The organism is Roseicyclus sediminis, assembly GCF_025515305.1.
Classification (GTDB): Bacteria; Pseudomonadota; Alphaproteobacteria; order Rhodobacterales; family Rhodobacteraceae; genus Roseibacterium; species Roseibacterium sediminis.
Genome location: NZ_JAOPHT010000005.1, coordinates 1 through 12280, shown reverse-complemented (window position 1 = coordinate 12280; position 12280 = coordinate 1). Strand labels below are relative to the sequence as shown.

Genomic DNA, 12280 nt, shown 5'->3' with positions numbered 1-12280 from the left:
GGCGGACGTGGGGGGCGCGCCGCCGTCGGGACGGCGGATCCGGAATTTCCTAGCCCTGGGTTTCGTAGTCATAAAGCTGCCTTGCTTCTTCGAGCGTGTCGAATTCGTAGAGCTGGCCGTCGCGGAGCACGGCTGCCCGTCGCGCGAACTTCTCCAGTGTCTGCATCTGGTGCGAGACGATGACAACCGTCGATTCCCGGATCCGGTCTGCCAGGATGCTGCCGGCACGGCGGTTGAACTCGGCGTCGGTCGAGGCGGGCATCCCCTCGTCGATGAGGTAGATGTCGAACTCCAGCGCCAGCAGCAGCGAGAAGTTGAACCGCGCGCGCATGCCGGAGGAATAGGTCCCCACCGGCATGTCGAAATACTCCTCGATCCCGCAGACCCATCGGCTGAACGCTTCGACGTAGTCGGGGTCGAGGCCGTAGAGCCGGGCGATGTAGCGGGCGTTCTCTGTGCCGGTCAGCTTGCCGATCACGCCACCCATGAAGCCCAGCGGAAACGAGATGCGGCAGTTGCGGTAGATGTGCCCCTCGTCGGGTTGCTCGAGGCCGGCCATCATCCGGATCAGCGTTGTCTTGCCGGTTCCGTTCGGCGCGAGGATGCCGAGCGAATAGCCGAGGTTCACCTTGAAGGAGGCGCGGTCGAGGATCACCTTGCGGCGTTCCCCGGTCCAGAACGACTTCGATACGTCGGCGAATTCCAGCATGGTCGCCTTCTGCCCTTCTGCGCGCGTCTCTTCGCGGCCTGCCTCTTCCCCGATCTGGCGCCGGGATATGCGCAGGCTCGGTAAATTTGCTTTGAGGCGGTTTTATGGTGTCTGCCGCGAAAACAACACGAATTTTTTGACAATTCGTTTCCGCTCAGCGGCGGACCGCCCCTTTTTTCGCCGTCTCGGGCGAAACCCGGCCTGCCTTTGCCGCAGGGCTCAGGGGGCGCTTCCGGGCCCTTGTTTTCCCGCGCGCCCGACCAGGCGGGCGCCGGGATCTCAGGCCAGTGCCGCCCAGGCGATCCCGGCGACAAGCGCGCCCGCAAGGGCGAATGCGATGTAGGCGGCGAAGACGCGCGGCTTCACCAGCGCCCAGACCGCGACCGCTGCGGGAATGCAGCTGACACCGCCCGCGATGACGAAGGCCATGGCCGCGCCCGGGTTCATGCCCTGCGCCAGCAGCCCCTCGAGGAGCGGCACGGCGGCATAGCCGTTGAGGTAGGCCGGGGCACCGACCAGCGCGGCCAGAGCGATGGGCCCGATCCCGTCGCCGCCGATGACGGTCGCCACAAGATCCGCCGGGACATAGGAGATCAGGAGCGCCTGCAGGAGATAGGCCAGCATCAGCCACTTGCCGAGGAACAGCAGGTTCGACCAGCCGTTCTCCGCGAAGATCCGGCGACGGTCGCCTTCCTGCCAGAACCGCCAGTTCAGCGTCAGTTTCTTCGCCTTGCAGCATCCGCCGATCTTCGGCTCGACCTTCAGCGGGTCGGCGAAGACGGGCGTCGAAGCCATCAGCTTCACCGTCATGCCGCCCGCGAGCCCGAGGGCGACCGCCGCGACCGTCTTGGCGACCGCGAAGTCGAAGCCGAGGCCACTCGCGGTGATCGCGAACATCGCGGGGTCCATCAGCGGCGAGGCCAGCCAGAAGGCCATGACCGCCGACAGCGGCGCACCGGCGGCCAGCAGCGCCGCGACGAAGGGAATGACCTGGCAGGAACAGAACGGCGAGAGGCCGCCCACAAGCGCGCCGATGACGATCATCCGGCCCTCGCGGCCCTTGAAAGCACCGTCGAGCAGGCGCTCGGACCCGCTGGCCTTCATGCCCGCGATGGCGACGACGGCGAAGAGGATATAGGGCAGGGTGCCCGCGAAATGGTCGAGCGTCTCGGCGATGGTGGGGACCACGGCGGACCGGTCGAAGGCCGCAAGGACCAGCAGGATCAGGGCACCCGTCAGCGCCACCTTGTCGATCCGCCCCCAGGCGGTTCCGATGGGCCGGAGCGAGGCGGACAGGTCAGTCATGGGTGTGGCCCTTCGGACGAGTTCCAAGGCGGTCGGCGCAGCATTCTGCGATGAGAAAGCGCGACAGCCCCTCGACCTCGGCGATCGCGACGGAACACAGGATCCGCCGCCCCTCGCGCCGCTGGGTCACGAGCCCCGCCGAGACGAGCTGTTTCAGGTGATGGGTCAGGACCGATCCGGTCACGCCCACATCCTCGCCCAGTTCACCGATCGGCAGCCCCTCGGGGCCGGCGCGCACCAGGCGGCGGAGGATCGACAGTCGTGCCTCCGAGCCGAGTGCCGCGAAAGCGGTCGCCGCAAGGGTGAGTTCGGGGAGGGGGGCACTGGCGTTTTTCATGATTCTATAAATATAGAAATGATGTGCCTGTGTCGAGCGTCTTTCACGCCGCTCTCCGCGGGCTAGAGTGTTCGTCATGGACTTCGACGCGCTTTCCCGGGACATCACCGCCTGCCGCCTCTGCGCCGACCGGTTCGCGGCGACGCGAACGCGGCATGCGCCGCGCCCGGTCTTCTGGGTTCGGCCGGGCGCGCGCGTGCTGGTGGCGGGGCAGGCCCCGGGACTGCGGGTGCACCAATCCGGCCGGCCCTTCACCGACCCCTCGGGCGACCGGCTGCGCGACTGGATGGGCATCGACGAGGCCACGTTCTATGACCGCGAGCGTGTCGCGATCCTGCCCATGGCGCTGTGCTTTCCCGGGTATGACGCGAAAGGCGCGGACCTGCCGCCGCCACCCGTCTGCGCGGCGACCTGGCGCGCGCGTGTGCTGGAGCACCTGCCGGACCTGAAGGTTACGCTGCTCGTGGGCGGCGCGGCGCAGCGCTGGCATCTCGGGACACGGGCGGGGGTGACGGAGACGGTTTCCGCCTGGCGCGACCATGCGCCCGAGGTCTTTCCCTTGCCGCATCCGTCGTGGCGCAATACCGCGTGGCTGAAGGCCAACCCCTGGATGGAGGCGGAGCTGATCCCCGCCCTTCGTGCCCGCCTGGAGGAGGTGTTGCAGACGTGACCGAGACACCGGAAGAAACCCCGCTCGACGCCGCCTTCGCGGCGATGACCGCCGCCGGGGACGACGCGACGGTTCGCCTGCAATGGTACGACCGGCTCGCCGCCTCCGAGTTGTTCCTCCTGCTGGAGGAGGAGGCCGAGGGCGACCGCGTGCGCCCGCGCGTCTTTGCGGTCGAGGACGGGGCCTTCATCTGCGTCTTCGACCGGGAAGAGCGCCTGTCGCGCTTTGCCGGGGGAGAGGCGCCCTATGCCGCGATGTCGGGCCGGGCGCTGGCGGAAATGCTGGCCGGTCGGGACCTCGGTCTCGCCGTCAATCTCGGTGTCTCGTCCGAGATGATTCTCGATGCGGCCGCGCTCGACTGGCTGGCGGGGATGCTGGCGGCAAGACCCGCAGAGGTCGAGGAGGCCCCGCGCGAGATCGCGCCGCCGGCCGGACTTCCGGAGGCCCTGCTGACCGCGCTGGACGCGCGTCTGGCCAGTGCCGCCGGTCTCGCGCGGGAAGCGGCCCTTGTCGCCGTGGTCTACGCGGGCGGCGGGCGCGGGCATCTGCTCGCCTTCCTCGACGTCGTACCGGGGGCGGAACCTTCGTTGGCCCGCCTCGTGGGCGAGGCGCTGAGCTTTTCGGGGCTTGAGGCCGGGTCGCTCGATGTCGGCTTCTTCCGCACGACGGAACCGGTGGCGGACCGGCTCCTGCGGGTGGGATTGCGCTTCGACCTGCCGGAGGCGGAGGTGGCGGACGCGCCGCCCGGCGCCGCACCGGGGACGGACCCCGACCGGCCGCCGCGCTTGCGCTGAGGCCGGTCCGCCGGGCCTCAGTATCCGGCGTCGCGGTCCACGAGGTTCAAGAACGGTTCGCCCGCCTCGCCGCGGCGGATGTTCTCGACGATCACGCGCGAGGCGGAGACCGCCCGCGTTTCCGAAGCGATGTGCGGCGTGACGGTCACCTTGGGATGCGCCCAGTATGGGTGTTCCGGTGGAAGCGGTTCGGTGCGGAACACGTCGAGCGTGGCATGCCCGACCTGTCCCTCGTCCAGCGCCGCCAGAAGCGCGTCGTCATCGATCAGGCGACCGCGGCCCGGGTTCACGATCACCGCGCCACGCGGCAGAAGCGACAGCGTGCGCGCGTTCAGCGTGCTTTCCGTCGCGGGCGTGTCGGGCAGGAGCAGCACCACGATCTCGGCGCGGGACAGAACGCGGTCGAGGCCCTCGGCCCCATGCTCCGTCTCGACGCCGGGCAGATCCTTGCGCGACCGCGACCAGCCGAGGACACGGAAGTTCAGCGATGCGAGCATGGTGGCACAGGCGGCCCCAAGAACGCCGAGCCCCAGCATCGCCACCGTGCGGTCGCGCGCAAGCGGCGGGGCGGTGCCCGCGCGCCAGACCCCGTCCTGGCCGTCGAGATAAAGGTCCATGCCGAGGTGATGGCGCAGGACGTGCCCCGTCACCCATTCGACCATTCCCTCGGTCAGGCAATCGTCCACCATCCGCGCCAGCGGCGCCTTCAGCGTCGGGTTCCCCGTCACGTCCTCGACCCCCGCCCAGAGGTTCAGGACGGCCTTCAGCCGCGTGAAGGGCGTGAAATCCGTCAGGCCGCTATTGGGCGCATAGACGACGTAGTCGACGTCCTCCGGCGCGGCTTCGGTCGTCAGCGTCGCATAGCCGAGGCCCGCGTCCTTCAAGGCGGTCCGCAGCGGTCCGCTGTACTGTTCCCAGCGTTCGGTCTTCGCGGCGAAGAGGATGACGGGGCGTGCGTCGGGCATGGTGTCCTCCGGTTCCGGGCGGGCCCGAGGGCTAGCAGCGCACGCGCGCCCCGTCTAGCGCGGTCGGTGAACGTGGGCTGATTGCACGAGGCCGAAGGCGACCATGAGGACGAGCATCGCCGAGCCGCCGAAACTGACGAGCGGAAGGGGAACGCCCACGACCGGGGCAAGGCCCATCACCATCGCCATGTTGACCGCGAAATAGAGGAAGAAGGCGACCGCGATCCCCATCACCAGCAGCGACGCGAAGCGGTCGCGCGACGCGATCGCGGTGTAGATGCAGAAGGCGAGGATCAGGATATAGAGCGTCAGAAGCGAGGCCGCGCCCACGAAGCCGAATTCCTCGGCCAGCGTCGTGAAGATGAAGTCGGTGTGCTTCTCGGGCAGGAAGTTCAGGCGGGATTGAGTGCCCTCCATGAAGCCGCGCCCGGTCCATCCGCCGGAGCCGAGCGCGATCTGGCTCTGGGTGATGTGATAGCCCGCGCCGAGGGGGTCCTGGCTGGGATCGAGGAAGGTGTCGATCCGCCGGTACTGATAGTCCTGCAAAAGTTGCCATGGCGTCCCGCGCGAGGCGAAGACGGCGCTTACCGCGCCGACCCCCGCCGCGATCACGCCGACGAAATACGCCCAGTGCACGCCGGCGAGGAACATGACCGCCCCACCGCCCATCAGCAGCAAAAGCGCCGTCCCGAGGTCCGGCTGGCGGAGCGTCAGGTATGTCGGCACCGCGATGATCGCCAGCGGGATCAGGACGTGGAGCGGACGGGAGATCTTGTTCAGGTCGAGCCAGTCGTAATAGGCGGCCAGGACCATCACGAGCGTGATCTTGGTCAGCTCGGACGGCTGCAGCCGCATGAAGCCGAGGTCGATCCAGCGCTGGGCACCCATCCGCACATCGCCGAAGAACTCGACGTACAGCAAAAGCAGGATCGACATTCCGAAGGCGACGCCCGACAGGTTCCGCCAGAGCCAGATCGGTACCATGGCCACGATCAGCATCAGCACGAGGCCGAGCGCGAAACGCTGCATCTGCGGTTCGACCCAGGGGCGCATCGAGCCACCGGCAACGGAGTAGAGCATCAGGAAGCCCAGGCATGCTACCGCCACCAGCAGAAGGACGAGCGCCCAGTTCAGGTGCAGGATCTTTCGCCAGCCCGAGGGTGCCGTCTTCACGTTGTATTCGAGGAAACTCATGTGCGGTCGCGCTCCGTGTCGCGCGGCCCGGTGGCCCGACCCGAGGGCACCGGCGGCTCGGCGAGGATCGGCAGACGGCGATGCAGCTCCTCGATGTCGCGGCGCTGGCTGACGGGGTAGAGCTCGAGCGGCGGAATGGTGCCCAGCTGCGCCCGCAGAAGGATGTCGCGAGCGATGGGAGCCGCGACCGCGGCCCCGCCGCCGCCGTGCTCGACCACCACCGACACCGCGTAGCGCGGCGCCTCGAACGGCGCATAGCCGACGTAGAGCGCATGGTCGCGCCGCTCCCAGGGGAGGTCCTCGTTGGCGATCACGCCGGCCTCGCGCTCGGCGGTCGTGATGTTGCGGACCTGGCTCGTGCCGGTCTTGCCGGCGATCAGGTAGGCGTCCTCCATGACCCGGCTCTCGAAGGCCGTGCCGCGACGGTCGTTGTTAACCTGCCACATGGCACGGTGGACGAGGGCGAGGTTCTCGGGCGCGATCCCGAGCGCGGGGGCGGTGCCGCGACGCTCCCGGACGCCATCGATCGAGCGCACGATGCCCGGCTCGACCGCGCGGCCCGTGGCGATGCGAGCGGTCATGATGGCAAGCTGCAAGGGCGAGGTCAGCACGAAACCCTGGCCGATCGACGCGTTCAGCGTATCGCCCACGACCCAGTCCGAGCCGCGGTTCTCCCGTTTCCACTGCATCGTGGGGGCGAGCCCCTCGGCGATGCCCGACAGCGGCAGGTCGTGACGGATGCCACACCCGAGCCGGAGCGCCATGGCCGTGATCGCCTCGATGCCCACGCGCTGGGCCAGGTCGTAGAAATAGACGTCGCAGCTCTGGGAGATGGCCTCGACGAGGTCGACGCGCCCGTGCCCCGTCCGCCGCCAGCAATGGAAGCGCCGGTCGCCAAGCTCGATATGCCCGGTGCACCCGATCTCCTCCGAGGGTTCGATCACCCCGGCTTCCAGCGCGGCGAGCGCGACGATCATCTTGTAGGTGGAACCCGGCGGGTAGAGCCCTTGCGTCGCCTTGTTGGCGAGCGGGCGGTAGCGGTCCTCGTTCAGCGTCGTCCACTGGGTCTGGCTGATGCCGCGCACGAAGAGGTTGGGGTCGAAGGTCGGTGCGGAGGCGAGCGCGAGGATCTCGCCGCTTTCGCAGTCGATCACGACCGAGCCGGCGCTTTCGCCCGACAGGCGCGCCTCGACGTAGTTCTGCAGGCCGGCGTCGATCGTCAGCTGCACGTCGGATCCCGCGGTCGCGGGGTCGCGGTCGAGCTCGCGCATCTCGCGCCCGGCGGCGTTCACCTCGACCTGCTTGGTGCCGGCGCGGCCGCGCAGGGCGCTTTCCATCCGTGCCTCGACGTTGTAGCGGCCGACCTGGAAATCGGGGATCTGCAGCACCGGGTCCGTGTCGCCCGTCTGTTCGATGTAGTAGTCCGAGACCGGCCCGACATAGCCCACCACATGGGCGAAATCCGCGCCGAGCGGATAGAAGCGGCTCAGGCCGACCTCGGGGTTTACGCCGGGCAGGGCGGGCGCGTTGACCGCGACCGAGGACAACTCCTCCCAGCTCAACCTGTCGGCGACCGTCACGGGCACGAACGGCGGGCGGCGCGCGATTTCCTCGCGGGCCCGCTCGATGGCTACCAGATCGAGGTTCACGATGCGGCCCAGTTCCTCCAGCACCGCGTCCACGTCATCGGCATCCTCCCGCACCAGCGTGATGCGGTAGTTCTGCTCGTTGCCTGCCAGGAGCACGCCGTTGCGGTCGAAGATCAGCCCGCGTTCGGGCGGCAGGAGGCGGATGTTGATCCGGTTCTCCTCCGCCAGCAGGCGGAAGTCGTCGGCGCGTTCGACCTGCAGATACCGCATCCGGGCCGCAAGGACGCCCGCCGTCCCGAGAAAAAGACCGCCCATGACGATCGCGCGGCGCCCGACCACGCGGGCGCTGTCCTCGATGTCCTTCTGGCTGCGCTTCACGGGTGGAGACCTTTCACGGGGTCACAGGGGTTCAAGCTCGGCAGGGCCGAGTTTACGCAGTCCGAAGATGAATTTCGAGACCGCGACGACCAGAGGATAGATCGCCACGGTGACAATTCCGTGCGTCAGGGCAAGACCGAGCGAGGGCGGATCGACGAACAGCATCCACAGGATGACCCTTTCGGCCAGGACCATGCCTGCGACAGCCCCCGCGATGGCGCCCCATTCCACGAGAAAGGGGAACTCGGTCATCTGCAGCCGCCGCCGCCGCAGGCTTTCCGAGGCGACCACGGCAAGTGCTGTCCAGAGGCCAGGAGGACGCTGAAGCAGGAAATCGGCGACAAGGAAGACCGCCACGATGGAGACCAGCGGCACGACCGCAGGCTGACGCAGGAGCCAGGCGAAGGTCAGCGCGAGGATAAGGTCCGGGCCGGGCAAACCGCTTTCGCCAAGGCCGAGCGGCAAGAGGCGCAGCGTGATCAGCGCCGCGCAGAGCAGAAGGAAGAGCGCACGGTAGGTCCAGACGTGACGCGCTGAGGTTGCCGGACTCATGGCCGGTTCGTCCCGTCTTCCAGGCGCGCCTCGTCGGTGTCTTCCGGTGTCTGCGCGCTCGTGGGTTCGATCGGGGGCATCTCAACGGCCAGACCATCCTCCGGCAAGGGCCAGGGCGGGCCGATCAGGCTGCCCGGGTCGTCGAGCGATGTGCCGGGGTGGCTGCGCATCACGCGCAGGAATTGCAGGCGTACGAGATCGGCGGCGAGACGCGCGCGGAGACGGCCGTCCGTCGTCTCGATCACCTGCCCGACAAGCAGGCCCGGCGGGAACAATCCGCCATCGCCCGAGGTGACGATGCGGTCGCCCGCGCTCACGTCCTCCCGCGCCTCGAGGAAGTCGAGAAGCGGGGTCTGCGAATTGTCACCCATCAGCAGCGCCTGCTGCCCGGAGGGCTGGATCGTGACCGGGATGCGGCTGTTGCTGTCGGTCAGGAGGAGGACGCGTGCCGTCCGCTCGCCCACGCCCGAGACGCGCCCCACGACGCCCAGACCGTCCATCGTCGCCCAGCCGTCGAGGATGCCGTCGCGCGCGCCCACGTTGATGAGGACCGAGCGCCGGAAGGGCGAGCCGCTATCGGCGAGCACGAGGCCGGTGACGAAGGTCAGTTCCGGATCGAGCTGCACCCGGTTGAGGTCCAGAAGGCGCGCGTTCTCCTGTTCGAGTTGCAGCGCCGCCTCGCGCCACGCGCGCATCTGCTGCAACTCGCGGCGCAGTTCCTGGTTCTGCTCGAACAGCCGCGCGTAGCTCTGGAAATCCTCGAAGATGCGGGCGACGGACGTGACCGGCGCCATGGCCCATTCCATGTTCGGGACGACCCGGTCGACCAGGGCCGCACGCATCCGTTCCACCCGCGGGTTGTCGATCCGCCAGATGATGACGAGCACGAGAAGGCACAGCACGACCACCGTCACCAGCAGACGCCGGACGGGGCGGGCATAGGCGCTGTCGTAACTGTCCCGTGCCATGGCGCTCCTGGGTCAGGGGCAGATGCCCCGCGAACGGAGGGTCAGCTGTCGTAGTCGATGGCGTGGCGCAGGAGGTTCTCGTATTCCAGCGCCTTGCCGGTCCCGAGGGCCACGCAGTTCAGGCTCTCGTCCGCCACAGAGATGGCGAGCCCCGTCTGTTCCCGCAAGGCGAGATCCAGTTCGCCGAGCAGCGCGCCGCCACCCGTCAGCATCACGCCGCGGTCGACGATGTCGGCGGCGAGGTCCGGCGGCGTGGCCTCGAGCGCGCCCATCACCGCCTCGCAGATCGATTGTACCGGTTCGGCCAGCGCCTCGGCGACCTGCGCCTGGGAAATCTCGGTCTCCTTCGGCACGCCGTTCAGAAGATCGCGGCCGCGGATGCGCATGGAGGCGCCGCGCCCGTCGTCGGGCATCCGTGCCGTGCCGATGGACGTCTTGATCCGCTCGGCCGTCGATTCCCCGATCAGCAGGTTATGCTGGCGGCGGAGATAGGAGATGATCGCCTCGTCCATCCGGTCGCCACCGACGCGCACCGAGCGCGCATAGACGATGTCGGCGAGCGACAGGACCGCGACCTCGGTCGTGCCGCCGCCGATGTCGACGACCATGGAGCCGGTGGGGTCCGTGATCGGCATGCCCGCACCGATGGCCGCGGCGATGGGCTCGGCGATCAGGCCCGCCTTGCGGGCGCCCGCCGACAGCACCGATTGCCGGATCGCGCGCTTCTCCACGGGCGTCGCGCCGTGCGGCACGCAGACGATGATCTTGGGCTTCGTGAAGGTCGTGCGCTTGTGGACCTTGCGGATGAAGTGCTTGATCATCTCCTCGGCCACGTCGAAGTCGGCGATGACCCCGTCGCGCATCGGCCGGATCGCCTGGATCGAGCCGGGCGTGCGGCCGAGCATCAGCTTGGCGTCTTCGCCGAAGGCGAGCGCCTTCTTCACGCCGTCCTTGACCTGGTAGGCCACGACCGAAGGCTCGTTGAGCACGACGCCTTTGCCCCGGACATAAACGAGCGTGTTTGCTGTCCCGAGGTCGATCGCCATGTCGGAGGAAAAGAGGTTGCCGAAGACCATGTGCGTCCCGTCATACGAAAATAGGTGAAGCACCCGGGACTCGGGCGCGACTGAACCCGGACGCTTATAGGCGCGGGGGTTCGGTGGCGTAAAGGGGCAGCGCCGGTCGCTCTCGGCGGCGTACCGCCGTCAGTCCCCGCGGGACGCCTGCGGGGCGAGCGCGGCAATGGCGCGGTCGGCCGTGTCGCGGTGGCCGATGGCATCCATCACCATGACACCCTCGATCAAGGTGAGGGCGAGGCGCGCGGTCTCTTCCGGCGCGGGCGTGTCCTCCGGCAGGCGCCCGGTGATGAAGTCGAGAAAGCCGTCGATCACCTGCTGGCCCGCCGCGCGCTGAACCTGGCCGCCCTGTCCGGCGGCGGACACGATGTCGAGCCAGACGCGGGCATAGGGCTGGAACGCGGAGGTGCGCATCAGGTCCACGACTTCGCCCACGGCCCCGGCCACGGTCACCGCCCGCGCGGCGGGCAGAGCACTGGCAAGACCTGCCGCCATCCGCGCGGCAAGGTGGCCGAGAAGCTCTCCCACCAGTCCCTCCTTCGATCCGAAATGATAGATCAGCATCCGGTCGGACGTTTCCGCCGCCTGCGCCAATGGGCGCAGCGACGCGGTGTTGAGCCCGTGGACCAGCACGTGGTCCGCCATCGCGTCGAGAAGGGCGGTTCTGTCGGGTTTGGGACGGGCCATCGCGATTTGGTGTAGCGTTCGCTACATTAACATGTTACGTAGCGGTTGCTACATTATTTGACGTCAACGCGAACGAGGTCTGTCGATGACGCTGCTCCAGTTGCTCCCCATCCTTCTCTATTGCGCCACGATTGTCACCGTGTTCGCGGCGACGGCCGGTGCCGGCCCCGGTATTCCCGGCCTCTGGCGCTTTCCGGCCCTCCTCGGTGCGGCCTTCGCGCTGGTGACGGCGGTGACCCTCGTCGTGGAAGGGCCGTTGCAGTTCTGGATCAACCACACAACGACATGGGCCGGGAACCAGGTCTGGTTCGACCTTCTCTTCGCCACCGCGATCGCGTTCATCATGATCCTGCCGCGCGCGAGGGCCGTCGGCATGCGCCCCTGGCCCTGGGCCATCGCGACCGTTTCGCTCGCCTGTCTCGCGCTGTTGCCGATGCTGGCCCGGCTCATGTGGCTGGAAGAACATGCACGGACGAACGCCGAGCCTAACGCGCGGTGACCTCGTCGTAGACGACATTGCTGATGGCTTCGCCCTCCTGCGTCACCATTACGGTTGCGATGACGAGCCCGAGGGCCGGGGCGTAGTACTTGTCCACGAAGATCGGATCGAGCGTGTCGATGACCAGCGTTTCCTGCACGTACCACGTGTCGTAGGTGCATTCGCCGATTTCCCATGGGACGGTCTCGACGAAGATCGCCGCGTAGACGCCATGGCCCACGAAGTCGCCGTTCCACGTCGCGCTCACGGCGCTTTCCCAGACACCGATCTCCGGCAGGCGGTCCAGCAGGGCCGGATCGGCGTCCAGCGTCATCGCGAAGTCGCCTCGCGCCTCGCGCTGGTCGATGTTGAGAAGCCCGTGGACGTAGCGCGCGGTCACGTTCCTCGCATCTTCACCCCGCCCGATGACGCGGGTCTCGGTCAGGCCGTAGGCGGCAAGACTGAAGGAGGAGGCGAAGTAAGGCTCGATCCGGACCAGGTTGACCCCACCCGGCAGATCCGCGCGGGTGGGGCAGGGGGTCTGGGCTGCGACCGGCGCGGCCATCGCGACAAGGACG

The 12280-nt window shown here is 68.2% G+C and carries 14 protein-coding genes; 3 read left to right on the top strand and 11 right to left on the bottom strand.

Annotated features, from left to right (window positions below):
- Positions 1–49: 49 nt before the first annotated feature.
- From N8I71_RS08795 to N8I71_RS08785, 3 genes are all read right to left on the bottom strand, one after another.
- Positions 50–709, bottom strand: coding sequence for an ABC transporter ATP-binding protein (locus tag N8I71_RS08795; RefSeq protein WP_262877597.1), 660 nt, complete (start codon positions 707–709; stop codon positions 50–52).
- A gap of 279 nt (positions 710–988) precedes the next feature.
- A complete protein-coding gene (locus N8I71_RS08790; RefSeq protein ID WP_262877596.1) occupies positions 989–2014 on the bottom strand; it encodes a permease in 1026 nt (341 codons plus the stop codon).
- Positions 2007–2351, bottom strand: coding sequence for an ArsR/SmtB family transcription factor (locus N8I71_RS08785; protein WP_262877595.1), 345 nt, complete (start codon positions 2349–2351; stop codon positions 2007–2009). The genes N8I71_RS08790 and N8I71_RS08785 overlap by 8 nt, the downstream gene beginning before the upstream one ends.
- A gap of 76 nt (positions 2352–2427) precedes the next feature.
- Between N8I71_RS08785 and N8I71_RS08780 the strand changes: the two genes are divergently transcribed.
- Both N8I71_RS08780 and N8I71_RS08775 read left to right on the top strand, forming a co-directional pair.
- A complete protein-coding gene (locus tag N8I71_RS08780) occupies positions 2428–3021 on the top strand; it encodes a uracil-DNA glycosylase family protein (protein WP_262877594.1) in 594 nt (197 codons plus the stop codon).
- Positions 3018–3815 carry an SseB family protein gene (locus tag N8I71_RS08775; protein ID WP_262877593.1) on the top strand — a complete coding sequence of 266 codons (798 nt, stop codon included), beginning with the start codon at positions 3018–3020 and terminating at the stop codon, positions 3813–3815. Before N8I71_RS08780 ends, N8I71_RS08775 begins: the two co-directional genes overlap by 4 nt.
- Positions 3816–3832: 17 nt before the next feature.
- Here N8I71_RS08775 and N8I71_RS08770 read toward each other — a convergent pair whose 3' ends face one another.
- From N8I71_RS08770 to N8I71_RS08740, 7 genes are all read right to left on the bottom strand, one after another.
- Entirely contained in the window at positions 3833–4780 is a 948-nt protein-coding gene (locus N8I71_RS08770) for a 2-hydroxyacid dehydrogenase (RefSeq protein WP_262877592.1), read from the bottom strand.
- A 54-nt stretch (positions 4781–4834) separates the two neighbouring features.
- Complete coding sequence (gene rodA / locus N8I71_RS08765; protein ID WP_262877591.1) at positions 4835–5974, bottom strand: rod shape-determining protein RodA; 1140 nt, start codon at positions 5972–5974, stop codon at positions 4835–4837.
- The gene (gene mrdA, locus N8I71_RS08760) at positions 5971–7941 is read right to left on the bottom strand and encodes a penicillin-binding protein 2 (RefSeq protein ID WP_262877590.1); all 1971 of its coding nucleotides are present in this window, start codon (positions 7939–7941) and stop codon (positions 5971–5973) included. The genes rodA and mrdA overlap by 4 nt, the downstream gene beginning before the upstream one ends.
- Before the next feature lie 21 nt (positions 7942–7962).
- Positions 7963–8493, bottom strand: coding sequence for a rod shape-determining protein MreD (locus tag N8I71_RS08755; protein WP_262877589.1), 531 nt, complete (start codon positions 8491–8493; stop codon positions 7963–7965).
- The gene (gene mreC / locus N8I71_RS08750; RefSeq protein ID WP_262877588.1) at positions 8490–9461 is read right to left on the bottom strand and encodes a rod shape-determining protein MreC; all 972 of its coding nucleotides are present in this window, start codon (positions 9459–9461) and stop codon (positions 8490–8492) included. The genes N8I71_RS08755 and mreC overlap by 4 nt, the downstream gene beginning before the upstream one ends.
- A gap of 41 nt (positions 9462–9502) precedes the next feature.
- A complete protein-coding gene (locus N8I71_RS08745; RefSeq protein WP_262877587.1) occupies positions 9503–10537 on the bottom strand; it encodes a rod shape-determining protein in 1035 nt (344 codons plus the stop codon).
- A gap of 129 nt (positions 10538–10666) precedes the next feature.
- Entirely contained in the window at positions 10667–11224 is a 558-nt protein-coding gene (locus N8I71_RS08740) for a TetR/AcrR family transcriptional regulator (protein WP_262877586.1), read from the bottom strand.
- Between the two features lie 85 nt (positions 11225–11309).
- On the opposite strand from N8I71_RS08740, the gene N8I71_RS08735 reads away from it, so the two are divergent.
- Positions 11310–11723, top strand: a complete 414-nt coding sequence (locus N8I71_RS08735; protein ID WP_262877585.1) for a hypothetical protein — start codon at positions 11310–11312, stop codon at positions 11721–11723.
- Here the strand turns inward: N8I71_RS08735 and N8I71_RS08730 are convergent.
- Positions 11710–12280: hypothetical protein (locus N8I71_RS08730; protein WP_262877584.1), on the bottom strand; the 571-nt coding region annotated here is incomplete at its 5' end. The two genes, N8I71_RS08735 and N8I71_RS08730, sit on opposite strands and share 14 nt — an antisense overlap.